The 23,793-nt window shown below is 71.6% G+C and carries 24 protein-coding genes; 13 read left to right on the top strand and 11 right to left on the bottom strand.

The window, feature by feature from the left end:
* Window positions 1–19: 19 nt before the first annotated feature.
* Window positions 20–2,104 (bottom strand): S9 family peptidase, encoded by a 2,085-nt coding sequence (locus QSK37_RS07615; protein WP_285618509.1) that lies wholly within the window; start codon window positions 2,102–2,104, stop codon window positions 20–22.
* Window positions 2,105–2,206: 102 nt separating this feature from the next.
* Here QSK37_RS07615 and QSK37_RS07610 point away from each other — a divergent pair, with 102 nt between their 5' ends.
* The 4 genes from QSK37_RS07610 (at window position 2,207) to QSK37_RS07595 (ending at window position 5,488) form a co-directional block, all read left to right on the top strand.
* The gene (locus tag QSK37_RS07610) at window positions 2,207–3,589 is read left to right on the top strand and encodes a serine/threonine-protein kinase (RefSeq protein WP_285618508.1); all 1,383 of its coding nucleotides are present in this window, start codon (window positions 2,207–2,209) and stop codon (window positions 3,587–3,589) included.
* A gap of 28 nt (window positions 3,590–3,617) precedes the next feature.
* A complete protein-coding gene (mshB, locus tag QSK37_RS07605; RefSeq protein ID WP_285618506.1) occupies window positions 3,618–4,466 on the top strand; it encodes an N-acetyl-1-D-myo-inositol-2-amino-2-deoxy-alpha-D-glucopyranoside deacetylase in 849 nt (282 codons plus the stop codon).
* Window positions 4,467–4,472: 6 nt separating this feature from the next.
* A complete protein-coding gene (locus tag QSK37_RS07600; RefSeq protein WP_285618505.1) occupies window positions 4,473–4,910 on the top strand; it encodes a DUF6113 family protein in 438 nt (145 codons plus the stop codon).
* 71 nt (window positions 4,911–4,981) lie between these two features.
* The gene (locus tag QSK37_RS07595; protein ID WP_285618504.1) at window positions 4,982–5,488 is read left to right on the top strand and encodes a flavin reductase family protein; all 507 of its coding nucleotides are present in this window, start codon (window positions 4,982–4,984) and stop codon (window positions 5,486–5,488) included.
* Here the strand turns inward: QSK37_RS07595 and QSK37_RS07590 are convergent, their stop codons facing one another.
* The 4 genes from QSK37_RS07590 to ddaH all read right to left on the bottom strand — a co-directional run bounded on the left by QSK37_RS07590 (window position 5,489) and on the right by ddaH (window position 9,958).
* Entirely contained in the window at window positions 5,489–7,099 is a 1,611-nt protein-coding gene (locus tag QSK37_RS07590; protein ID WP_285618503.1) for an MFS transporter, read from the bottom strand.
* The gene (locus QSK37_RS07585) at window positions 7,096–7,686 is read right to left on the bottom strand and encodes a PadR family transcriptional regulator (protein WP_285570754.1); all 591 of its coding nucleotides are present in this window, start codon (window positions 7,684–7,686) and stop codon (window positions 7,096–7,098) included. The genes QSK37_RS07590 and QSK37_RS07585 overlap by 4 nt, the downstream gene beginning before the upstream one ends.
* Before the next feature lie 138 nt (window positions 7,687–7,824).
* Entirely contained in the window at window positions 7,825–9,018 is a 1,194-nt protein-coding gene (gene rocD / locus QSK37_RS07580) for an ornithine--oxo-acid transaminase (RefSeq protein ID WP_285570747.1), read from the bottom strand.
* 64 nt (window positions 9,019–9,082) lie between these two features.
* Complete coding sequence (gene ddaH / locus QSK37_RS07575) at window positions 9,083–9,958, bottom strand: dimethylargininase (protein ID WP_285618502.1); 876 nt, start codon at window positions 9,956–9,958, stop codon at window positions 9,083–9,085.
* Window positions 9,959–10,071: 113 nt separating this feature from the next.
* On the opposite strand from ddaH, the gene QSK37_RS07570 reads away from it, so the two are divergent.
* Window positions 10,072–10,527 carry an Lrp/AsnC family transcriptional regulator gene (locus QSK37_RS07570; protein WP_285570742.1) on the top strand — a complete coding sequence of 152 codons (456 nt, stop codon included), beginning with the start codon at window positions 10,072–10,074 and terminating at the stop codon, window positions 10,525–10,527.
* A gap of 15 nt (window positions 10,528–10,542) precedes the next feature.
* On the opposite strand, the gene QSK37_RS07565 is transcribed toward QSK37_RS07570, so the two are convergent.
* The 5 genes from QSK37_RS07565 to QSK37_RS07545 form a co-directional block, all read right to left on the bottom strand.
* Window positions 10,543–12,219, bottom strand: coding sequence for a serine/threonine-protein kinase (locus QSK37_RS07565; RefSeq protein WP_285618501.1), 1,677 nt, complete (start codon window positions 12,217–12,219; stop codon window positions 10,543–10,545).
* Window positions 12,216–12,950 carry a hypothetical protein gene (locus QSK37_RS07560; protein WP_285618500.1) on the bottom strand — a complete coding sequence of 245 codons (735 nt, stop codon included), beginning with the start codon at window positions 12,948–12,950 and terminating at the stop codon, window positions 12,216–12,218. The genes QSK37_RS07565 and QSK37_RS07560 overlap by 4 nt, the downstream gene beginning before the upstream one ends.
* Window positions 12,944–13,534 carry a hypothetical protein gene (locus QSK37_RS07555; protein ID WP_285618498.1) on the bottom strand — a complete coding sequence of 197 codons (591 nt, stop codon included), beginning with the start codon at window positions 13,532–13,534 and terminating at the stop codon, window positions 12,944–12,946. The genes QSK37_RS07560 and QSK37_RS07555 overlap by 7 nt, the downstream gene beginning before the upstream one ends.
* A 113-nt stretch (window positions 13,535–13,647) precedes the next feature.
* Window positions 13,648–14,268 carry a cysteine--tRNA ligase gene (locus tag QSK37_RS07550; protein WP_285618496.1) on the bottom strand — a complete coding sequence of 207 codons (621 nt, stop codon included), beginning with the start codon at window positions 14,266–14,268 and terminating at the stop codon, window positions 13,648–13,650.
* Between the two features lie 14 nt (window positions 14,269–14,282).
* On the bottom strand, window positions 14,283–15,032 hold the full coding sequence (locus tag QSK37_RS07545) for a class I SAM-dependent methyltransferase (protein WP_285570730.1): 750 nt from the start codon (window positions 15,030–15,032) through the stop codon (window positions 14,283–14,285).
* Between the two features lie 234 nt (window positions 15,033–15,266).
* Here QSK37_RS07545 and QSK37_RS07540 point away from each other — a divergent pair, with 234 nt between their 5' ends.
* The 4 genes from QSK37_RS07540 to QSK37_RS07525 all read left to right on the top strand — a co-directional run bounded on the left by QSK37_RS07540 (window position 15,267) and on the right by QSK37_RS07525 (window position 19,614).
* On the top strand, window positions 15,267–16,193 hold the full coding sequence (locus tag QSK37_RS07540; protein ID WP_285618495.1) for a hypothetical protein: 927 nt from the start codon (window positions 15,267–15,269) through the stop codon (window positions 16,191–16,193).
* A 50-nt stretch (window positions 16,194–16,243) separates the two neighbouring features.
* The gene (locus tag QSK37_RS07535) at window positions 16,244–17,200 is read left to right on the top strand and encodes a hypothetical protein (protein ID WP_285618493.1); all 957 of its coding nucleotides are present in this window, start codon (window positions 16,244–16,246) and stop codon (window positions 17,198–17,200) included.
* Window positions 17,201–17,701: 501 nt separating this feature from the next.
* Window positions 17,702–18,016 (top strand): hypothetical protein, encoded by a 315-nt coding sequence (locus tag QSK37_RS07530; protein ID WP_285618491.1) that lies wholly within the window; start codon window positions 17,702–17,704, stop codon window positions 18,014–18,016.
* A gap of 701 nt (window positions 18,017–18,717) precedes the next feature.
* Entirely contained in the window at window positions 18,718–19,614 is an 897-nt protein-coding gene (locus QSK37_RS07525) for an enoyl-CoA hydratase-related protein (protein WP_285618489.1), read from the top strand.
* Between the two features lie 77 nt (window positions 19,615–19,691).
* On the opposite strand, the gene QSK37_RS51415 is transcribed toward QSK37_RS07525, so the two are convergent.
* On the bottom strand, window positions 19,692–19,916 hold the full coding sequence (locus tag QSK37_RS51415; RefSeq protein ID WP_432705531.1) for a putative acetyltransferase: 225 nt from the start codon (window positions 19,914–19,916) through the stop codon (window positions 19,692–19,694).
* Window positions 19,917–20,052: 136 nt separating this feature from the next.
* Between QSK37_RS51415 and fdxA the strand changes: the two genes are divergently transcribed.
* The 4 genes from fdxA (at window position 20,053) to QSK37_RS07500 (ending at window position 23,749) form a co-directional block, all read left to right on the top strand.
* Window positions 20,053–20,379, top strand: coding sequence for a ferredoxin (gene fdxA, locus QSK37_RS07515; protein ID WP_285618487.1), 327 nt, complete (start codon window positions 20,053–20,055; stop codon window positions 20,377–20,379).
* A gap of 104 nt (window positions 20,380–20,483) precedes the next feature.
* Entirely contained in the window at window positions 20,484–21,569 is a 1,086-nt protein-coding gene (dapC, locus tag QSK37_RS07510) for a succinyldiaminopimelate transaminase (RefSeq protein ID WP_432705530.1), read from the top strand.
* A gap of 131 nt (window positions 21,570–21,700) precedes the next feature.
* Window positions 21,701–22,843, top strand: a complete 1,143-nt coding sequence (locus tag QSK37_RS07505; protein ID WP_285570718.1) for an acyl-CoA dehydrogenase family protein — start codon at window positions 21,701–21,703, stop codon at window positions 22,841–22,843.
* Between the two features lie 318 nt (window positions 22,844–23,161).
* The gene (locus QSK37_RS07500; protein WP_285618486.1) at window positions 23,162–23,749 is read left to right on the top strand and encodes a hypothetical protein; all 588 of its coding nucleotides are present in this window, start codon (window positions 23,162–23,164) and stop codon (window positions 23,747–23,749) included.
* Window positions 23,750–23,793: the final 44 nt, after the last annotated feature.

The following is a 23,793-nucleotide window of genomic DNA, read 5'->3' as shown; positions in this document are numbered from 1 at the left end:
GCCCCGCCCGCTTCCCGGTCTACAGCGCGTTCTTGAGGAACTCCACCTGCAACAGCATGAGGTTCTCCGCCACGACCTCCTGCGGCGTCATGTGGGTGACGCCCGACAGCGGCAGCACGCTGTGCGGCAGGCCCGCGGCGAGCAGGGCCGAGGAGAAGCGCAGCGTGTGCGCCACGACCACGTTGTCGTCGGCCAGGCCGTGGATGACCAGTAGCGGACGCATGGTGCGCGAGCCCTGCTCGCCCGAGAACGCCGAGATCAGGCTTGCCCGCTCGTACGGTTCCGGGTCCTCGTTCGGGTCGCCGAGGTAGCGCTCGGTGTAGTGGGTGTCGTACAGGGTCCAGTCGGTGACCGGGGCGCCCGCCACCGCCGCGTGGAAGACGTCGGGGCGGTGGAGCACCGCGAGCGCGGCGAGGTACCCGCCGAACGACCAGCCGCGGATCCCCACGCGTGACAGGTCGAGCGGGAAGTGCTCGGCGGCCGCGTGCAGGGCCGTGACCTGGTCCTCCAGCACCGGCCCGACCACGTCGCGGTGGATCGCCCGCTCCCACTGCGGCCCGCGGGCGGGGCTGCCGCGGCCGTCGGCGACCACCACGGCGAAGCCCTGGTCGGCGAGCCACTGCGACTCGGCGAAGGCGCGCCGCGTGGCGAGCACCCGCTGGGCGTGCGGGCCGCCGTACGGGTCCATGAGCACCGGCAGCGGCTCGTCGCCGGAGTAGCCGGTGGGCAGCAGCACGGCGGTGCGCAGCTCGCGCTCGCCGGCGCGGATCAGGTTGACGTTCACCTCGATCTCGGGCTTGTCGGCGTGGGAGGCGATGTGGCCGAGCGCCCGGCCGGCCCGCTGGACGGCCGTCTCGACGCCGAACCGGTCGAGCCGGCCTCCGGAGATCACGGTGGTGCCGCCCCTGCGCCGGCCGCCGAACACGCCGCTCCCGCTGCTCAGCCGGGTGAGCCCGCTGCCGTCGTAGACCCACACGTGGATCTCGGTGGGCTCGTCGGAGGCGGTGAACAGCACGGTGTCGCCGTCCACGCTCAGCACGGACCGTACCTGCAGGCCGCCCGGCGTGACCGGATCACCGCCCACGAGCAGCCGGCGGGCCGTGTCGTCCTCGGCGACCCAGACCAGGTCGCCGCTCGCGGTACGGGCGGGCACGCCGGGCACGATGTCGATCCAGACCGGGTCGGTGTCCTCGCGCACGAGCGTGGTCCCGCCGGTGGCCGGGTCGGCGGACAGGATCCGCATGACCTTCTGGTCGCGGGTCTGCACGACGAGCAGGATGCCGTCGGAGTCCCAGCTCGCCTCGGCGAGGTAGGGGTAGGTCTCGCGGTCCCACTCGACCGGCTGCCGGCGGCCGTCGAGGCCCAGCACGACCAGCGAGACGTCCGCGTTGGGCGTGCCCGCGGCGGGATAGGCGACCTCCACCGCCGGCCGGCCGGGGTTGGCCGGGTCGGCGATGTGCCACCGCTGCACGGGGGACTCGTCGACGCGCGCGGCGAGCACGGCCTCACCGTCCGGCGACCACCAGAAGCCGCGCATGCGCTGCATCTCCTCGGCCGCGACGAACTCCGCCAGCCCGTAGGAGACCTGGTCGTCCTCGGGCTCGGCGAGCGCGCGGTCCGCGCCGGAGGACACATCGATCACCCGCAGGGCGCGCCCGGACACGTACGCGACGCGGCGTCCGGTCGGGTCCGGACGCGGGTCGAAGACCGGGGCCGCGGCGTCGAGCGGCCGCACGTCCTTGTCGAGGTCGGTGACGAAGAGGCGTCCGGACAGGGCGAAGGCGGCCATGGTCAGCTCGGAGTCGGCCGCGTACGAGGTGACGCCGCCGGCCTGCTCGCGGGCGCGTTCCCGGCGGGCACGTTCCTCGGCCGGCAGGTCCTCCTCGCCGGGCAGGTCGAGGGCGCGCGGGTCCACGATGAGACGCTCCTCGCCGATCGCGTCGTCGCCGACGTCGACCGTCCACAGGCACGTGACCGGATCCGTGCCGTGCCGGGAACGCAGAAAGACGACGCGGGCGCCGTCGGACGACACGAGGAAGCCGCGCGGGGCACCAAGAGTGAATCGTCGGGTTCGAGCGCTCTGTCGTGGGAAGCTGATGGTCATGCCTTCGATCCTGCCAGCCGGACACGAGCGTCGCGAAGACGGCCGTGACCCCGGGCGAACGGCTACGGTAGTCACCCGCGAACTTCCCCTACAGGAGCGTTGATGCCGGACGGCCGTCCACTCAAGCCGGGTGACCCGGAGCGGCTCGGCTCGTACACCATCACGGCGCGTCTGGGCGAGGGCGGCCAGGGCGTCGTCTACCTCGGCCGGTCCGCCTCGGGCGAGCAGGTGGCCGTCAAGCTGCTCCGCGCCGACCTCGCCCAGGACGACGTGGCGCGCTCGCGGTTCCTGCGCGAGCTCGAGGCGGTCAAGCGCGTAGCGCGGTTCTGCACCGCGCAGGTGCTCGACGCCGACGTCGACGGCGACCGGCCCTACATCGTCAGCGAGTACGTCCCCGGCCCGTCGCTGTACCAGCTCGTCTCCACCGACTCCCCGCGTTCCGGCGCGGATCTGGAGCGGCTGGCGATCGGCACGGTGACCGCGCTGGTCGCCATCCACCAGGCGGGCATCGTCCACCGCGACTTCAAGCCGCAGAACGTCCTGATCGCCGCCGACGGGCCGCGAGTGATCGACTTCGGCATCGCGCGGGCGCTCGACGCGGCGGCCACCATGACCAACTCCGCCATCGGCACGCCCGCCTACATGGCGCCCGAGCAACTGTCCGGCCAGGAGATCACCCCGGCGGCGGACCTGTTCTCCTGGGCCTCGACGATGGTTTACGCCGCGACCGGGCAGGCGCCGTTCGGCCAGGACACCGTCATGGCGGTGATCCACCGGATCGTCAACGAGCCGCCGGACCTCGGCTCGATGGAGGAGCCGCTGCGCGGCATCGTCGCCGGCTGCCTCGCCAAGGACCCGGCGCAGCGCCCGCAGACCCAGACGCTGCTGATGCGGCTGCTCGGCGAGGAGGGCCTCACCCCCTCGCCGGCCGGTTCCGGAGATCCGGAGACCGCGATCCTGGGGCAGGGCGCGGCGTTCGCCGGCACGGCGGTGGCGGACGCGATCCCGCCGACGAGGCCGACGCCGGCGTCCACCGCGACCGCGCCGGCCGGCGTACGGAGGCCGCTCTCCCCGCGTGCGGCCGTGGCGGCGCTCGCGGGTCTGCTGATCGCGGTCTGCGTGATCGCCGTGGTCGTCTGGGCGGCCTCCCGCGGCGGCGGTCACCCGTCCGGCGGCGGTGGGGCGACGCCCGCTCCCTCCAGTGCTCCGGCGACCTCCTCGGAGCCCGACGCGCCGACCGGCCCGACGTCGCGTCCGACCCACGGCGGCCCGCCCCCGACCGACAGCGGGCAGCCCGAGCCCTCGACGTCGCGTCCGACCACCTCCGGCGGCCCGACGAAGCCCGGCGGCGGCGACACGACGGAGCCCGGCGACGGCGACACCGGGGAGCCGACCGACGGTGGCGGTGGTAACAACACCTCCGATCCGGGCGCCGGCAACGGCGGAGGCGGCAAGGTGACCCAACCGGCCGCCCAGACGACCTGAGGTGGCGCCGCCGGATACCGTTTCGTCCATGGCCGAACCCCGCATCCTGCTGGTGCACGCACACCCGGACGACGAGTCGATCGAGACCGGCGCCACGATGGCCAAGTACGCCGCCGAGGGCGCCCACGTCTGTCTCGTGACGTGTACGCGCGGCGAGGAGGGCGAGGTGATCCCCGAGGACCTGCGCCACCTGTCCGGCGACGCGCTGGGGGAGTACCGCGTGGGCGAGCTGGCCAGGGCGTGCGCCGCCCTCGGCGTCACCGACCACAGGTTCCTCGGCGGCGCCGGCCGCTGGCGCGACTCCGGGATGATGGGCGACCCGGCCAACGACGACCCGCGCTGCTTCTGGCGCGCCGACCTGGACGAGGCCACCGCCGCGCTGGTCCGCATCGTCCGCGAGGTGCGCCCGCAAGTGATCGTCACCTACGACGCCAACGGCTTCTACGGGCATCCCGACCACATCCAGGCCCACCGGGTGGCCTGGCGGGCCTTCGAACGGTCCGCCGACCCCTCCTACGGCGAGGGCGAGGCGTGGGCGCCGTCGCGGTTCTACGTCACCGCCATCCCGCTCTCGGAGCTGGAGGCCGAGGTGGGCCGCGGCCCGTTCGACCGGGTCGGGTCGGTGAAGGAGTTCGGCTTCGGGGTGCCCGACGACCAGGTCACGACCCGGATCGAGGCCGGTCCGCACCTGCACGCCAAGGTGGCCGCGATGCGCTGGCACGCCACTCAGATCACGGTGGCCCCGCCCTACTACGCGCTCTCCAACAACGTCGGCGTTCCGCTGCTCGACGCCGAGTACTACACGCTCCTCGCCGGCGAACCCGGCATTCCAGGAGAGGACGGGCGTGAGACCGGTCTCGTACACCCGGTAGCCTGACCGGTCGTGGAACAGACGACGGGTCCCTACCCCCCACCCGAGCACACGTCGGAGCCGGCCTTCCTGACCGGGCTGACCTACGGGGTGCTCTTCGTGCTGGGCGTCGTCCTGGGACTGATCGGTTCCTTCCAGTTCTCCTGGGAGGTCGGGAGCGTACCGGTCGCCGCGATCGCGCTGACGCTGGTGAACCTCGCCGTCTTCCGCGCCGCCGGCTGGGCGATGGAGAGCCGGCTCGGCGCCGTCGTGCCGGCGGTGCCGTGGCTGGTCATCCTGGTCGTGCTGTCCAGCCGCCGGCCCGAGGGCGACCTCGTCGTCACCGGTACGGCCGCCGGGTACGTCTACATGCTCGGGGGAGCGGTCGCCGCCCTGATCGCGATCGTCTGGACCCGCTCGGCCCGCCCGTGGATGCTCACCGGAGCCCCGCGCCCGCCCGACCCGCGATAGCGACCGATCGGTAACATCCGATGGAGGCCCGCCGAGGGCCGCTCCGAAACCGTTCGAGGGGACGCGCGTCCATGCCGAGGTCCGCGGGAGTCGATCCCGAGGAGTATCGCCGCGTGGCCGGGCGTTTCGCCACCGGCGTCACGGTGGTGACCACCGTCACGGACGGCGTCGCCCATGCGATGACGGTGAACGCCTTCACGTCCGTGTCACTCGATCCGGTCCTCGTGCTGTTCTGCCCGGAGAAGGCGGCCCGCTTCCACGACGCGGTCATCGCCGCCGGCGTCTGGGCGGTCTCGGTGCTCGGCGAGGAGGCCGAGGAAGCCTCGCGGTGGTTCGCCACGCGAGGGCGCGAGCTCAACGGGCAGCTCGACGGCTGGACGTCCCACCGGGGCCGGCACACCGGCGCCCCGATCCTCCGGGGCGCCATCGCCGCGATCGAGTGCCGTACCCACGCGGTGCACGACGGCGGCGACCACAGCATCGTGGTCGGCGAGGTGCTGGGCGTCGGCCGGCCGGATCCCAATGGCAGCCCCCTGCTGTACTACGACGGGGGCTACCACCGGGTGCGTCCGCGCTGATCAGGCGGCGGCCTCGACCGGCTCGGCGGGCTGCGGCTGACCGGCGCGAACGTGGCGCCGGAGCACAAGGCACGAGACCGCGGAGACCACCACGACCACGATGGGCAGCGCCATGGTGGGCTTCATCGCCGTGACGAAGCCATGGTCGAACACCGCCTTGGCCACCTTGCCGATCTGCGCGGCGACCTCCTTGGACACCCCCTGCGGCACGCTCTGCGACGCGCCGGTCTGCCCGGCCCCGACCTCGATGCCGCTCGACGCGGCGTGCTTGAACCCCTCGACGAACGGGCCGCGAGCCTGCGCCGGCAGCCCGCCGGCCCGTACGGCCGCCTCGTGCTGGAGCGAGCTCGCCAGCTGGTTCTGCAGGACGGCGCCCATCGCCGCGCTGCCGACCACCGAGCCGATCTGGCGGATCGTGTTGTAGACGCCGGAGGCGGCCCCGGCCATGCGCGGCTCGATGCCCCGCATCGCCTCGGTGGCCATCGGCGCGAACACGCAGCCGACGCCGATGCCGGACACGACGAGGCAGGGCAGGAACGCGGGCCAGCTCGTGGTCGGTTCGGCGAGCAGCACGATCCACGCCATGCCGATGGCGTACAGGGCCAGCCCGAACATGAGGATCCACTTGCCGCCGAACCGGTCCGAGAGCCGGCCCGCCACCGGCGCGATGAACATGGAGATCACCGACATCGGGGCCATGACCACGCCGGACTTCAGGGCGCTGTAGCCGAGCACCGACTGCAGGTAGATCGTCAGCGGCAGGAACATGCCGACCATGCCGACCGAGACAGCGGCGGCGACGAAGTTGAGAATCGTGTAGTTGCGGTCGCGGAACAGCCGGAACGGCACGAGAGGCTCGTTGTCCTGCTGGGTCCGCTGCTGCAACAGGAAGATCACCAGCAGCACGATCGACGCCGCGCCGAGGGCCCAGACCCAGCCGTTCCAGTGGTAGCGCTGGCCCTCCGTCAGCGCGAACGCCAGGCAGAACAGCGCGACCGTGGCGATGAGGACGCCGCCGAGGTCCATGCGGTGCCGGCGCTCCTGCCGGACCGAGGGCATCAGCACGAACGCCGCGATCAGCACGATGACGCCGATGGGCAGGTTGACGAAGAAGATCCACCGCCAGTCGAACGTGGTCACCAGGAAGCCGCCGAGGGTCGGCCCGGCGATCGTGGCCACGCCCGCGACCGCGCCCCAGATGCCGAGCGCGGCGCCGCGCCGCTCCGGCGGGAAGGTCGCGATGATGATCGCCATCGTCTGCGGCATCAGCATGGCCGCGCCCAGGCCCTGGAGGCAGCGGGCGGCGATCAGCTCGGCGGGGTTCTGGGAGATCCCGCAGAGCAGGCTCGCGACCGTGAAGACCGCGACGCCGAAGATGAACATGTTGCGCTGCCCCCGCACGTCACCGAGCCGCCCGGCGGTGATCAGCAGCACGGCGAGGATGAGCACGTAGGCGTTGACCACCCACAGGATCTCGTCCAGCGACGCGTTCAGTTGGTCGATCATGCTGGGCATCGCGATGTTGACGATGGTCAGGTCCAGCAAGGTCATGAAGAAGCCGAGGCTGAGCGTGAGCAGGATCGCCCACGGGTTGCCGTGCCACTTTCTCATTCGTTCTCCCCGTCTTCGCCGTTCGGCGGCCGCCAGTCGAGCCGGCGGGATTTGATGTCCTCACTCAGCGCGCGCACGAAGTCCAGCTCCGCGCGGAGGCGGGAGTTCAGGTACTCCACCTCGATGACCGATACGCGGCTGTGCCCCTGTTTGATCAGGCTGTCCACGACGGAGTCGTGGGCGGCCAGCTTCGCCTCCAGGTCGACGGTGCGCCGGTCGAGCAGCGTCGCGGCCTCCGCGGGGGGCAGCATCGAGACGAAGGCCAGGGCCATGCCGAAGCACGGGTACTCCTGGGCCGGGCGCATGACGAACTCGCGCAGCCGCGCCCGCGCCTCGTCGCGGCCGGCCTCCGTGATCGCGTAGACCGTGCGCTCGGGGCGCCGGCCCTCCCGGCTGGTCTCCACCGGCTCGATCAGTCCGTGCTCGGCGAGCCGGGCGACCGTGTGGTAGAGCGATCCGTGGGCGACCTTGACGACGTGGTCGATGGCGTGCTCGCGAATGCGCTGCTGCATCTCGTACGGGTGCATCTGCTCGTCGGCGAGCAGGCGGAGCACCGCGAGGCCGAGAGGCGTGAGTGGTCGGGACATGGTGTTTTCTAGTCGACTCTCAATAATCCACGTGGACTATATGCCTCCGGGCATTCCCCCGCAATCGACTTATAAGACGAAGTATCCACGCACGACGAAGGCCTGGACCGGCCGTGGTCCAGGCCTTGCGGACGAGCCTCAGATCTCGGCGAGCACCGCCGTGAGCTGGTCGAGCGCCCAGTCGAGATCACCCTTGTCCACCACGAGGGGCGGCGCGAGCCGGAGCGTCGTCTCGTGGGTCTCCTTGGCGAGCACGCCGCGCTCCATGAGCCGTTCGCTGACCGGGCGGGCCTTGCCGTTGAGCTCGACGCCGGCCCACAGCCCGCGTCCCCGTACCTCGCGGACCTGTTCGGCCGGCAGCGCCCCGAGCCGCTCGTGCATATGGGCGCCGAGCGTGCGGGACCGCTCCTGGAACTCCCCGCTCCTGAGCATCGCGATGACCTCGCGGGCGATCGCGCAGGCGAGCGGGTTGCCGCCGAACGTCGAGCCGTGCTGGCCGGGCTTGAACACCCCGAGGACCTCCCGGTCGGCCACCACCGCCGAGATCGGCACGATGCCGCCGCCGAGCGCCTTGCCCAGGATGTAGACGTCCGGGACGACGTTCTCGTGCTCGACCGCGAACGTCGTGCCGGTACGGCCCAGGCCCGACTGGATCTCGTCGGCGAGCATGAGCGCGCCGGCCTCGGTGCAGATCTCGCGCACCGCGGTGAGGAACCCGCTCGGCGGCACGTTGACGCCCGCCTCGCCCTGGATCGGCTCGATCAGCACCCCGACGGTGTTCTCGTCCACGGCCGCGCGCAGGGCGGCCACGTCGCCGTACGGCACGGTGCGGAAGCCCGGAGTGAAGGGACCGTAGGAGTTACGCGCGTCCGGGTCGGTGGAGAAGCTGACGATCGTGGTCGTCCGGCCGTGGAAGTTGCCCTCGAAGGTGACGATGTTCGCCTCATCGGCCGGCACCCCCTTGACCTCGTACCCCCACTTGCGGGCGGTCTTGAGCGCGGTCTCGACGGCCTCGGCGCCGCTGTTCATGGGCAGGACCATGTCCTTGCCCGCGAGTTCGGCCAGCTCGGTGACGAACGGCCCGAACTGCTCGTGGTCGAACGCCCGGCTGACCAGCGTGACCCGGTCGAGCTGGCGCCGGGCCGCCGCAACCAGACGCGGGTGGCGGTGCCCGAAGTTGACCGCGGAGTAGGCGGCGAGCAGGTCGAGGTACCGCCGGCCCTCGACATCGGTGACCCAGGCGCCCTCGGCCTCGGCGATGACGACCGGCAACGGATGGTAGTTGTGGGCACTGTGCAGCTCCGACAGCGCACGGAGATCGTTCGTGTTCAACGGCGGCTCCTTCGTCGCCTCGCGGGATCTCCGCGAGTGTCTGTTTCTCCAGGTTAGAGGCTGTTCAGGGGCGGAGTTCAAGCGTGCAGCACTTGGGGCCGCCGCCCGCCTTGCGAAGCTCGGTCATCTCCACCGGGATCACGTCGTAGTCACGCTGCGTGAGTTCGGCCCGGAGGTGTACGGCGTCGTGGGGGACGACCACGTGACGCCCGTCGCTGACCGCGTTGAGGCCGAAGGCGAGCGCGTCCTCCTCGGTCGCCTCGATCAGCTCGGGGAACAGCGTCCTGATCTTGAGCAGGCCGTCATCGTCGAAGGCGCCCGGGTAGTACGCCGCGGTGAACGAGTCGATCACGCACAGCGCCGTGTCGAGGTGGTAGAAGCGCGGATCGACCAGCGCGACGCTGACCACGGGGAGCCCGAACGCGTCGTGAAGTTCGTTGTGCGCCCGCGGATCGGTACGGAAACCGTGCCCGGCCACGATCGCGCGGTAGGCGTAGACGTAGTCGCCCTCGCCCTCGTTGACGTGCACCGCGGGGGTGTAGCGCGGGTAGCCGTGGCTCTCGAACCACCGCCGGTGCGCCTCGGCCTCCCCGCCGCGCTCGGGGTGGCGGAACCGCGCGCCCATCACCATGCCGCCCACCACGGTGGCGCCGTTCGCGGCGAAGACCATGTCGGGCAGGTGCTCGACGGGTTCGAGCAGGTGGACGGTGTGGCCGAGCGAGACGTACGTCGCGCGCAGCCGTTCCCATTCGGCCATGGCGCGGTCGCGGTCGATCGGCGTCGACGGGTCCATCCACGGGTTGATGGCGTACTCGACGGCGAAGTGGGCCGGCGGGCACATGAGGTAGGTCCGGGCCGGACGGCCGGAGAGCGCCGGAGGCCGTCCCGTCGTCTCCGGCGCGATGCCCGCTGGGTCACGGGCGAAGACCTGCATCGTCATTGGTTCTCCTGGCAATGCTGGATGCCCTTGGTGTGGATGAGGCATCACGTGAAGCGTAAAGTCGCGCTGGACCGCTCACCAATAACAAAAATCGACGCGAGAGAGGCGGATCATTGCGTCTTGACGACCTAGATCGGCGAATCGTTGCGTGTCTCCTGGAGGACGCTCGCCTGTCATTCGCCCAGATCGGCGCCCAGGTCGGCCTGTCCGCCCCGGCGGTCAAGCGGCGTGTGGACCGGATGCGCCACGACGGTGTGATCACGGGCTACGCGGCGGTCGTGGACCCGGCGGCGCTGGGCTGGACGACGGAGGCGTTCGTGGAGCTGTTCTGCGCGGGCCGTACGTCACCGGCGGAGATCTACGCGAGCATCCGGCGGCATCCGGAGGTCGTCGCGGCGTACACGGTGACGGGCGAGGCCAACGCCCTGGTCCACCTGCGGGCGCACGACATCCAGGGGCTGGAGCAGGCCCTCGAACGGCTGCGCAACGAACCGAACATCGTGCAGACGAAGACGGCGATCGTCCTCTCCCGTCTGCTGGGGCGCCCGACGGGCGGCCCGGACGCGTAGGGCCGGTCCGTCGCCTTAGAAGATCGTGACCTTCGGCAGCGTTCCCCGGGCCTGAGCGCCGGCCGTGTCCGGGGCGACCTGCCGGTCCTCGCCGTTCAGGCTCGAGTCGATCCCGGTGATCCGCGGTGGCCCCATCGGGGAGAACGAGTAGTCGCCCGGGCGCAGGCGGCCGTCCTTCGGCACGGTGAAGCCGAACGTCACCGTGAGGTGCCCGACGAGCGCGCAGCGGTTCGCGTCGTAGTGCTCGTCGTGAGGGAGGTCCTTGCCGATCTTGACGTGCACGTCGACGCTCCGTCCGGTCGGCAGCCGCCCGTCCGCGGAGGCCGGATAGAAGGAGACGTAGTCGTTGTCCTCGCGCTGGTTCCCCGGGATCACGAGATAGCTGAAGCTGCGGACGTGAGCGCGTCGCGCCCGCGCGATCAGCCGGTCGTAGCAGCGCGGTGCCGTCGCCCGCTTGTCCGGCGGGCCGGGGCTCACGGTGGTGGTCCGCTCGGTCACGTGGACCGGCAGGCCCGGCCGGACGCGCGCCGGTGAGACCGTGAAGCCGTAGTCGAGGACGGGGCTGTCGGCCGCCGTGGCGTCCCCGTAGGGCATGAACGCGGCGGGCCGGGTCAGGGACATGTGGACCGAGCCGGACGCCGTGCCGCCGACCTGGGGCGTGGGCCAGACCAGGTAGATCGTGGTCGCGGCGACCGCCGTCGCCACCACCCCGCCGCCGACCTTGATGCCGGTGGCCTTCCCGAACAGCCCCTTCGCCCCGGCCTTCCCGGCGAGCTCGGCGGCCCCGTGCGCGAGGCCGCTGAAGCCCGACGTCATGCCGAGCAGGGCGGCCGGGAAGGCGGCGGCGAGGACGGCCGCGGCCGCGCCGAGCGCGATCCATCCGCGACGCTCCCAGTCCGGGCCGTACGCGTCCGTGGCGAGCCGCTCGAGCAGGTCGACGAACTGCCGCGCGCCCGGTGGACGGTGCGCCGGGTTCTTGGCCATGCCGTGGGCGACGAGCGGACGCAGGGGCTCGGGCACCGCCTGCGCCGGGATCGGCGCGGCCTCGTGCATGTGCCGGAGCGTGGTGGTGTCTCCTGGGGCGTACGGCGGGGTGCCGGTGACGCATTCGAAGAAGACGCAGGTGGCGGCGTAGACATCCGCCGCGGGAGTGGCCGGGGCGCGGTTCCACTGCTCGGGGGCCATGTACGAGGGGGTCCCCGCGAACGTGCGCTCTCCCGCCAGGACGGCGATGCCGAAGTCGATGAGTTTGCTGTTCCCGTCGGCCGTCACCAGGACGTTCGCGGGCTTGTAGTCGCGGTGGACCACGTTGACGGCGTGCGCGGCCGCCAGCCCCAGCAGCGAACCCTTGAGCACGGCGAGGGCGGCTTCGGGAGTGAGTGGACCGGGGTTGTGGCTCAGCACGTCCCGGAGGGCGACGCCGTCGACCGCCTCCAGGACGATCGCCGCGCCCTGCGGCGTCTCGACGTACTCGCGCAGCCCGGCCACGTGCGGGTCCGCCACCCGGGCGAGCATGTTGACCTCGTCGCGGAACATCGCCCGGTGCCGCGTGTCGTGCAGCAGCTCGGGCGCCAGATACTTGATCGCCACCAGCTCGCCCGTGGCGACACGACGGGCCAGGACGACCCGCCCCTGGGCGCCGGCGCCCAGCTCACGCAGTTCTTCGAAGCCGTCAGCCTGCCAGCGGCTCATCCGGGCCGGGACTCGGTCTGCACCTCACCGACCGCCAGGGTGTCGTCGGTCCTCATCGAGGTGGTGCGGTCCGGGAAGTAGCCGCGGTCGGCGTCGCAGTCGCCCTCGCAGGTCCAGTAGATTTTCCAGGTCACGGTGACGGAGATGGCGTACTTCCCGTTCGGCTGGTCGGCGGAGGAACGCTGGTAGGTGTACCCGCACGCGGTGCCGGTGCGGCTGCCCGCGGTCATGCAGGTGGTGCTGCTCTCGCCCATGTTCCAGGTGATGTCCTGCGGGTCCGCGACCGCCGTCACCGTCGTCCCGAAAAGGGTGGCCGACGCCTCCTCGTGGGCGAAGTCATCGGGATCGACCCACAGGCCGGTCTTGAGCTGGACGTAAGTCTTGCCCGCCGGTGACGTGTGGACATGCGGCGCGGGCAGGAAGAGCCGGGCGCGCGCGTCGTAGGCCACGTCGATCGTGGGAACCCGCTGAACGGCCGCCGGCGCGTTGCCCGCGCCGAGCGCGTTGCAGTTCACCGCTCCCGGGCAGGGGAGCGGCGCGGCCTTGCCGCCGCCACCGTTGCCGTTGCCACCGCCACGCCTGGCGGGCTGACCGGAGTAGTGCTGCGTCTTGCCCACGTGTACGCACAAGTCGCCGCACGTGGAGGCGCCTGCCGGCGTGGGTGTCATGCCGAACGTGACCGTCGCGCCGGCGATGAGGATCGCGATGGCCGAGAATCGCCTGATCAGCATTTTCCGCCCTCCGTCGCTTCGGAGATCTTCCACACGTCGTCGGAGTAACGCATGACCGCCTGATACTGGACCGTGCCGCCGCGCCACGAGGTCAGGCGCCTGCCGGTCTTCGCCGAGTACTTGTACGAACCGAGAGTGCGTACGCAGTCGAGGATCACCACGGTCGACAGATCGCTCGAACTGCCCTGGACCCGTGGATTCAGAATGTTGTGGAAACGCCAGATCAGCCCCTGGGACCGGACGGCGCCGATGTCCTGGGTGACATTGGACAGGAGCGGGTCCATGGCGACCGTGGAGAGCCCACCGGCGTCATTGGTCTCATACGCCCGTTCGTAGGCGAGTTGGTAGGCGCGGTACGCGGCCAGCGCGGACTGGGGCGTCTTGGGCATCGGGCCGCCCGCGCCCGGTGTGGTGGTGCCGGCGGAGGAGCCGGCGGAGCCGGAGGCGCCGGCCGTGGGCGCGGTGGACGAGCCGTCGGCGGCGTTCTGGCCGCTCGGATGGAATCCGCCACCGTCCGTACGGCCACCGCAGGCCGCCAGCAGGCCCATCAGGACGAGGGGGCCGACGCACTTACGGAATCGCATGGTCAAATTCCTGCGGGCATCGAGGCAAAATTACCTGTTGAGCTTACTGAGACCGTAGGGGTAAGAAAAGACCTTTGGCGGATCCGGGTAAACGGTCTTGACCTATTCCGGGGTTAGAGTCGTCCGACGAGTGCGACCAGGTCAAGCCCGAGGATCATGTCGAGCTTGATCACTGTTTCGAACTTCGCGCCCGGAGGCACGGAATCGTCCTCCGCCAGCCGGGAAAGCATCGGAAAGATCGCCGGAGTGTCGAGATCGTCGTCCAGAGCCGCGACCGCCTCGCGGACCCACTCCCGATTCAGCGGCCGCCCCGGGGACTCCGCCCACCCGGCGACCTCGCGCCGCCACGAGACGAGCGAACCGTCCGCCTCCTCCAGATCCTGCCTGCTCAGATCCACGTCGGACCGGTAGTGCCGCTGCAGGAGCGCCAGCCGTACGGCCAGCGGGTCCAGGCCGTCCGCCGAGGCGAGCGAGCAGTGCCCGACGGCCGCTCCCACGTGCACGTCGGCGTCGCCGGCGGTCAGCTCGGCGGGGCGTACGCCCAGGTCCGCGGCGCCGGGGACGTCGTCCCAGACGCCGATCGCACGGAGCCGGTGATGGTCGGCGAGGCGGCGGATCAGGTCACCGACCAGCAGCGCGCGCAGGCCGCCGGCGCACGCGACCCGTACGACGCCGGGACGCGCCGTCGTGATCTCCTCGACGTTCCCCGTCTCTTCGTCGTACAGGCGCAGCACACCACGACCCTAGTTCAACGCACGGCGGCGAAGCGGAGCCGTACGTAGTCGGCCATCCAGCCCGACTCGCGGCGAAGTGCCGGCGCGGCGAGTTCGTTCACGCGGTCCAGCACCGGCCCGGCGACCTCGGGAGGCAGCTCCGCGATCAGCTCGGGGGCGTAGAGCCGGACCCAGTCGGCGGCGCCGTCCGGGCATTCGGCGAGGCGCGTCGGGCGGTCGAAGTACTCCATGAGCCGTACGGTGAAGCCGGCGTCCTCCAGACGGGCGGCGTACTGGCCGGGAGTGGGGAAGTACCAGGGCAACTCGGGCTCGGCGAGGCCGAAGACGCGCCAGGCGGTCTGGACGGCGGTGATCAGCGCCGCGCAGTTGCCCGCGCCGCCCATCTCCGCGACGAACCGCCCACCGGGCCGCAGAGCCGCCCTGACCCGCGAGATCACCGCGGAGGGGTCGCGCGTCATCCAGTGCAGGGCGGAGTTGGACACGACGGCGTCGTACTGCTCGCCGGTGGTGAAGTCGTGCGCGTCGCCGACCGCGAACGACAGGTTCGGGTGCTCCGAGCGCGCCGTGTTGACCATCTCGACCGACCCGTCGATGCCCAGGACGTCCGCGCCGCGCGCGGCGATCTCGACGGTCATCGCGCCGGTGCCGCAGCCGAGATCGATGACCCGCTCGTCGGGCTTGGGGTCGAGCAGGTCGATCAGCGGCGCGCCGTGGGCGGACACGTAGCCGAACGCTGTGTCGTACGTCGCCACCGCCCATCGCATGGGCGAAACATATCGGACATAGAGGTCAGGTGCCCTAACGTCTCGCATCGTGGATCGTCGAGGGTGACTCGGGTCATGTGAGCCGGAGGTACGGCGCCGCGCGCCGGCGGCCGGTCGTTCATCGCCATCCGGGCATCGCGGGATCGAAGTTATCCACAACCCGCGCACCCGTCTTCCGGCCCGGTCACGGCAACGCCAGGCTGTCTCCCAGACCGACTCCACCGGGAGGCCCCAGTGATCGACCTCGACATCCCCGAGACGGTCGCGACGCCGTTCGTCGTGGCCACCGACCAGCCGCCGCACGACCCCGTGGCGGTCGCACGCGCCCGGGTGCGCCATCCGTTGGCCGCCGACCTGCTCGGCACGTCACTGGTGCGGATCTCCACACTGCCGGCCGGCGGCTCCGGTTATGCCGAGCTCATGGGCGGCGCCGCGTGGGCGAGACCGGCCGACCGCCCGTTGCTGCACAAGTACACGCACCACGTGGTGGTCATGGGCCACATCCCGCCGGTCTCCCAGCCCGGCCACGGTCAGGCGACTCGCGCCATCGCGCGGGCCGTGGCCGACGCGTGCGAGGGCGTCATCTACGACGCCTGGTCCCATCAGGTGCTGCCGCACGACTTCCGCTACGGCGTGGAGCACCCGGAGTTCTGCCTCGCCGACGACTGGCTGGCGACGTTCATCACCGGAGGTGAGCGCCACGACGGCCCCGGCGCCCGCATCGCTTCCGCCGGCGGCCTGGACCTGGCGACCGCGGGCCTGCACCGCTTCGCCCTGCCGGAGCTGGAGGCGCGGGCGGTCCCGCTGAGCAACCTCTTCGCCGCGGTGACGCTGCTGCGATGCCTGTCCGTCGTGCTCCTGAGCGAGCACTGGGACTGGCTGGCCTGCAACCCGGGCGCCCGCATCCGCCGCCTGGCGCGCAGAGCCCACGTCGAGAGCCGTGACGTCTGGCGCTACTGGGCCGCCGCCCCCAGGCCGACCGCCGACGGCCGGGTCCAGGTCCAGCTCGACCGGAGCGGCGACGTCGGCCCGATGGCGCTCCCGTATCTCTTGGTGGGCCCACCGGACGACTTCGCCTCTCCGGCCTCCGCGTGGTGGAACGACGTGGTCGACCTGGCCATGCCCTACGTCCCGCAGGCTCCCCGCCGGACCGCCGCCTGACCACCGGCCGTGTGCCTCGGCCTCGATTGAGAAGACGAAGGAGACCAACAGTGTCCCAGCTCGTGCTTTCCGTTCCGGAGACGGTGACGTCGCATTACGTGATCGCGACGAGCCGGCCGCTCGACGACCCGAGCACGGTCGTGCCGTGGCGGGTGCCCGAGCCGTTCCGCGCCGCTGCCGCCGAGGCGCTGAGATCACCCCGGCTCGGCGTCTTCACCCTCGGCGCGGACGAGGCGACGTGGCGCCTCGATGACCTCCTGGCCTCGGACGACGACCGCCGGAGGGTCCGTGAGTCGACGCATCAGGTCCTGGTCGTCCACCGGGCCCCGACCGTCGACCAGCCGCACGGCGAGCAGACCGCACGCGCGGTGGCCCGGGCGATCGCCGACGCCACCGACGGCGTCCTCATCGATCCCCAGGCCCGCCAGGTCGTGCTCCGTGACGGCCTCGCCCGGACGGAGCGCGGCTGGTTCCGGATGGGCGACCAGTGGTTCGGCACCCGGTACGGCGTCGACGACACGGCGGCCCGCTCCGCGCACCGGGACGACTTCGGAGGCACGGAGTCCTGCGCCTGCCTGCGGATCACGCTGCTCGGCCTGCGCCGGTTCGGCCTCCCCGACCTGGTGATCGACAACGTCGCCTGCGCACACGATCTGCCGGCGCTCAGCCTGCTGCGCTCCCTGGCATGCCGGCTGCTGATCGACCAGTGGCGGTGGGCCCGCCTGCATCCTGGCAAGCCCACCCGCCCGCTCGACGACCATCCGAAGATCGACCCGGAGGACTTCTGGACCTTCTGGGGCGCCACCCCGTTCGTCGACGGCCACCCGATCACCGCCCGCCTGGTCCCCGTCTCCCGCGACACCCTCAAGGTCACACCCCCGAAGGACTATCCGGGCACCCGCGCGACCTGGAGCCGCGAAGTCCTCGCCCCGGCCATGCCTCCCTTGGTGGGCTGCCCCGCCGACGAGGACGCCCCCTGGCCCCACTCCGCACAGAGCAAGGCATGACCCCACCGACCCCGACAACACCGCCCGACCCGCAACTGAGGTGCCTTGCGACAGCTCACCCCCCGACCAGCCACGCCGAACGACCACAGCGAGCACCCCCGCCGCTCCGCCCCGCCGCTCCGCCCCGCCGGTCGGTCACGCCGGTCGGTCACGCCGGTCGGCCATGCCGGTCGGTCACGCCGGTGGCCACACCGTGCAGCCATGCGGGGTGGTCACGGCGGTCGGCTACGGCGGGTGGTCGCGCCGGGGGCGCGCCGGGCATGCCGGTCCGCTATGGCGGGTGGTCGCGTCGGGTGGTCGTGCCGCGCGGTTAATGCCGGGCGGTCGCGTCGGTCGGTCATGCCGGGTGGTCGCGCCGGGCGGTCGCGTCCGGGGGGCGCGCCGGTCGGTCATGCCGGGCGGTCGCGTCCGGGGTGATGCCGGGTGGTCGCGCTGGGCGGCCATGGCGGGCGGTCGCGTCGGGTGGTCGTGTCGGGCGGCCACGGTGGGCGGCCACGGTGGGTGACCACGAGGGGCGGCCGCGACGGCGCGGCGGTGGCGGCGGCGTGGCCACCGCCGGACCGGCATGCCGAGGTTCTCGCCGCGGCGCGTCCCCGTCGGCGAGCAGCCCGGTGCATCGACGCGACGGTGCGGCGGCCGCCGCCGCGTACGGCAGGCAGTGGCGTTGTCGACGTGCACCACGGCGACTCGCGCTGCCACACCAAGCCCGAGTCCGCGGACGGGATCGACCACCTTCTCTCCGCGGTCGCCGACCTCGCCGTCATCGAGGCAGTGGTCCGCCCGTCCTCGCGGGTGTGCCTGGTGAGCAGGCCTTAACGGGAATCGACGTGCGCCAAGGCGACTGGCGGTGACTCACCGAGGCCGAGTCCGCGGAGGGGGCCGACCAGTTTCTCTCCGCGGTCGCGGACCTCGATGTCATCGAGGCGGCGGTCTGCCGGCCGTTGTGGAGGCGTCCGGTGCCAGGGAGGGCTCGGCATCAGTGCCCAGTGGCGGTGGTCTGCCGGTCGTTGTGCGTGCGTCCGGTAGGCCTCGCGTGAGCGGGCTCCGCACCCGCGTGCCCATCGGTGGTTTTCCGGGATCGCCGGATGTGGCTGATCGGTCAGGGCGTGCCTCAAAGCTCCGCTGTGCGGCGCCCAGGCGACGGCTCGCCGCGTTGTCGTCGGGCGCCGGCCAACACGAGGCCGACGCCCTCCTCCGCCTTGCGACGCGATGCCTGGGGACAGGAGCTGCCGGCCTCGAAAGCACGGCGGGCGTTCTCCACGCCGCTCGCTACGGACGGGGCCTTGAGACAGGTCCTGAGGGGCGCGGGAAGGGCGGCGCGGTGGTCCTTCGGGTTCGCCGGCACACGTGGCGGGCGGACTTCGGGCGGTAACGGCCTTTCGTGACGGCCGGTGTCCAAGGCCGGGTGTCCGCCCATGTCGCGCTTGGGGATCGGCTTCTAGAATCCGGTTCGCTATCGTCGCCGGTGCCGGCCGGTGCGCGGTGGGCGCGATCATGCTCACGAACAGGGAGAAGCAGTGTCGTACACCGAGATCGAGTACTCCGTCGCCGACCGGGTCGCCACGATCACCCTCGACCGGCCGGACCGCCTCAACGCGTTCACCTACGTCATGCGGGGTGAGCTGATCGACGCGTTCGACCGGGCCGACGCCGATGACGACGTTCGGGCCGTCGTGGTCACCGGGCGTGGGCGGGCGTTCTGCGCCGGGGCCGACCTCGAACGCGGCGCGGGTACGTTCGACCACGAGGCGGCCAAGAGCGTTCCCGGTGAGCGGGAGGTTTTCGCGGACGGTGTGCTGCGGGACGGGGGCGGCACGGTCGCGCTGCGGATCGCGCGGTCGCTCAAACCGGTCATCGCGGCGATCAACGGGCCGGCCGTCGGTGTCGGCGTCACGATGACCCTGCCGATGGACGTCCGGCTCGCCGCGGACGGCGCCCGGTTCGGCTTCGTCTTCGCCCGGCGGGGCATCGTCACCGAGGCGGCGTCGAGCTGGTTCCTGCCCCGGCTCGTCGGCATCGCCCAGGCCATGGAGTGGTCGGTGACCGGCCGGGTCTTCGACGCCGACGAGGCGCTGCGCGGCCGTCTCGTCTCCCGGTTGTACCCCGCCGAAGACCTGCTCGACGCCGCGTACGAACTGGCCGGAGAGATCGCCGCCAACACGTCGGCCGTCGCGGTCGCCGCCGTGCGCCGTCTGATGTGGTCCGGGCTCAGCGCCTCCTCGCCCTGGGACGCCCACCGCGCCGACTCCCTGCTGATGCGCGCGTTCGGCGCGGCACCGGACGCCGCCGAAGGGGTCACGGCGTTCCTGGAGAAGCGTCCGGCCGAGTTTCCCATGAAGATCAGCCGGGACCTCCCCGCGGACGTCCCCGTGTGGCCGGGGCCGGACCCCACCGGTTCGATCCAGGGGCTGTGAGACAGCCGCTAGGGATCCTCCAGCCGTGCCTGGTATCCACGGGCGAGGGCACGAGGGGAGGCGAAGATGGCGGGTGTTCAGCCGGTGGGGTTCCGTGACGGCCTGCGGCGCGGAGGAGGAGGCGGGACGACCTTTCCCGCCACCAGATCCGCCTCGGCCACCGTCACGACGGAGCCGTCCCGGCGGCGCACCTGGAGCTCGCCCTGGGACCACGCCTGCAGGTCCCCGAGCACGTCGCTGTACGCTCCGTCAGGAAGCCGTCGACGGAGCGACACACGTCTTCCGACGTCCGATGGGGACACGGAAACGACGTACCGGGCTGAGAAACGCGGTCCGATGTGGTGCCCCCCATGTCGAAACGGTTGACTGATAACGGCAATACTAGGCAAGGAACCGCTGCGAGCCGTGGCGACGGCCACAGACGTTGAGGAGTAGGACGTGACCTACGTCATCGCGCAGCCTTGCGTGGACGTGCTCGACAAGGCATGCATCGAAGAGTGCCCCGTCGACTGCATCTACGAGGGCAAGCGCATGCTCTACATTCACCCGGACGAGTGCGTCGACTGCGGCGCATGTGAGCCGGTCTGCCCGGTCGAGGCGATCTTCTACGAAGACGACACGCCCGACCAGTGGAAGGACTTCTACAAGGCCAACGTGGAGTTCTTCGACGATCTCGGTTCGCCGGGCGGTGCTTCCAAGGTCGGAAAGATCGACAAGGATCACCCGATCGTCGCGGTGCTGCCGCCGCAGGGCGACGAAGGCTGAGAGACCGCCCGGTACGACGTGCCGGGCGGCCTCTGAGTTCGGATGAGAATGTTCGCGCGCCGTCCGTCCCCCGCGGACGGACGGCGCGTACGGCTGGGAGACGCATGATCAAGACGCTGCCGGACTTCCCGTGGGACCTGCTGGCCCCGTACAAGCACCAGGCGCAGCAACACCCGGACGGCATCGTCGATCTGTCGATCGGCACGCCGGTCGACCCGACCCCGGAGCTCGTACGCCGGGCGCTGGCCGAGGCCGCCGACGCGCCCGGGTACCCCGCGACGTACGGCACTCCCGCGCTGCGTGAGGCCGCCGCGGGCTGGCTCGGCCGCCGGCTCGGGGTGACTGCGGACCCCGCCGCGATCCTGCCGGTCATCGGCACCAAGGAACTCGTCGCGTGGCTGCCGACGCTGCTCGGCGCCGGAGCCGGCGACACCGTCGCGATCCCGACCCTCGCCTACCCGACGTACGACGTCGGCGCGCGTCTCGCCGGGGCGACGTCGCTGGCCGTCGACGGGCTGCTCGGCCTCGGGCCGGCGACACCGAAGATCCTCTGGATCAACTCGCCGTCCAACCCGACCGGCCAGGTGCTCCCCGCCGAGCACCTCCGCAAGGTCGTGACGTGGGCCCGTGAGCGCGGCGTGATCCTCATCAGCGACGAGTGCTACGCCGAGCTCGGCTGGGAGGCCGAGCCGGTCTCCGTCCTGCGCTCGGACGTCTGCGGCGACGACCACACCGGCCTGCTCGCCGTGCACTCGCTGTCCAAGCGCTCGAACCTGGCGGGGTACCGCGCGGGCTTCGTCGCCGGCGACCCGGTGCTCGTGAAAGAGCTCCTCGAGGTCCGCAAGCACGCCGGGATGATCATGCCGGCGCCGGTGCAGGCCGCGATGACGGTGGCGCTCGAGGACGACGAGCACGTCGAGGAGCAGCGGGCGCGCTACGCGCGGCGCCGCGAGTCCCTGCGCGCCGCCTTCGAGGCGTACGGCTTCCGCGTCGACCACTCCGAGGGCGGCCTGTACCTCTGGCTGACCCGCGACGAGCCGTGCTGGGACACCGTGAAGACGCTCTCCGAACTCGGCATCCTCGTCGCGCCGGGCGAGTTCTACGGCGCCCGGGGAGCGCAACACGTCCGCGTGGCCTTCACCGCGACGGACGAGCGCGTCGCCGCGGCCGTCACCCGCCTCACCGGCTGATCGGCGGAGAGACGTATCTCATGTCGTGACCTTGGGTAGATCGGCGATGCCGGGCTGTGCGTGCCTGGCGTGATGGTGTTTCATAGAACCGAATAAGGTTCTACTTACACCGCCGTCGAGGAGCGCAAGGTATGCAGCGCGAGATCTTCACCGAAGAACACGAGGCCTTCCGCGACACCGTGCGGTCCTTCATCGCGAAGGAGGTCGCGCCGTTCCACGAGCAGTGGGAGAAGGACGGCGTCGTCTCCCGTGACGTGTGGCTCGCCGCCGGCCGCCAGGGGCTGCTCGGCATCGACATCGATGAGCGGTACGGCGGTGGCGGCGATTCCGACTACCGCTACTACGTGGTCATGGGCGAGGAGCTGGCCCGCGCCGGGGTCCACGGACCGGGCTTCGCGGTGCACAACGACATCAACGGCGGTTACCTGAGCCGCCTCGCCACCGACGAGCAGAAGCAGCGCTGGCTGCCCGGCTACTGCTCCGGTGAGATCATCACCGCCATCGCCATGACCGAGCCCGCCGCCGGCTCGGACCTGCAGGGCATCCGGACGACCGCGGTCAAGGACGGCGACGACTACATCCTCAACGGGCAGAAGACGTTCATCACCAACGGCATCCTGTCCGACCTGGTCATCGTCGTCGCCCGTACGGACCCCGAGGCCGGCCACAAGGGCATCAGCCTGCTCGTGGTCGAGCGCGGCATGATCGGCTTCGAGCGGGGCCGCAACCTGGAGAAGATCGGGCTGCACGCCCAGGACACGGCCGAGCTGTACTTCGACAACGTCCGGGTCCCGAAGGAGAACCTCCTCGGCGAGGAGGGCGAGGGCTTCATCTACCTGATGCAGAACCTCCCGCGCGAGCGGGTCGCCATCGGCGTCACCGCGCTCGCGGGCGCGGAGAAGGCGTTCGAGGAGACGGTGGAGTACTGCCGCGGCCGCGAGGCGTTCGGCCGCCCCATCGGGCGGTTCCAGCACAACCGGTTCACGCTGGCGGAGATCAAGACCGAGCTGTCCGTGGCCCGGGCGTTCACCGACCGCTGCGTGACCGAGCACGTCGCGGGCCGGCTGAACACCGAAGAAGCCTCGATGCTGAAGTGGTGGAACACCGAGCTGTGCAACCGGGTCGTGGACCGCTGCCTGCAGCTGCACGGCGGCTACGGCTACATGTCGGAGTACCCCATCGCCAAGGCCTACCTCGACTCCCGCATCCAGACGATCTTCGGCGGCACGACCGAGATCATGAAGGAGATCATCGGCCGGAGCCTCGGCCTGTAGCGCTCTCGCGCGAGGCACGCCGCCCGCCGGTCGTTGAGCCTCGCGATCTCGCGGGACAAGTCCCGGTCGCGCAAGCGGTCCAGCGCCGTCCCGGCGCCGGTGATCAGTGGGTCGGCGTCGGTCGGCGGGCCGGTCCGCGCCAGGTTACGCGTTTAGGCGCGGTGCGCTGGGTATCGGGGGTCCAACGCGAAAAGACGGAGCCGACATGACCGAGGGCCGGACGTCCGGCGAACGCCGGGGAACGACCAGGGGCGCGCGTGCGGAGACGCCGGTTCGGCCAGCGGGCCATGTCGTGACCTTCTGGATGAGGAGCAGGCGATGACGGCCAACGGAAACAGCAGCCCACGGAACCCGGCCGAGGAGGCGGCGCGAGCCCGCGAGGAGATCGGCGGGGCGGCGGAGGCGTCGGCCGCGACGGCCGGTGACGCGAAGGGACGCGCCCAGGACAAGGACACGGCCACCGAGCAGAGCGGCGAGGCGAAGGGGAAGGCCGCGCAGGCCAAGGACGCGGTCACCGACCGCGCCGGCGACGCCGTGCGGAGCACGCAGGAGAAGGCCGGGCAGGTCAAGGACACGGTCTCCGGTCTGGCGGCCAAGGCGCGCGAGAACGCGACGCCTCCGGCGATCACCAGCCCGCCCGCCGTACGCGGTGCGGGTGCCGGGGCCGCGGCCATCGGGGTGGCCACCGCACTGGTCGTGTGGCTGGTGCGCCGCCGCCGGCGGAACGCCAATCCCTGGCACCGGGCCGCCGAGACGGCCAAGTCCCAGATCAAGACGGTGCGCCGAGAGGCGAAGTCGGGCCTGAAGACGGCGCGCAAGCGCTCACGCGCCGAGGCCGCGGCGCAGGTGGCCTCGGCCAGGAAGAAGGCGCGCCAGGCCAAGGCCCGCGCGAAGTCCTGGAAGTGAGCATGTCACCGGCGACGCCGGCGTCCGCCGAGCCGAGCGGTACG

This window comes from Actinoallomurus iriomotensis (genome assembly GCF_030269445.1).
Classification (GTDB): Bacteria; Actinomycetota; Actinomycetes; order Streptosporangiales; family Streptosporangiaceae; genus Actinoallomurus; species Actinoallomurus iriomotensis.
This window is presented reverse-complemented; position numbering and strand designations above follow the sequence as displayed.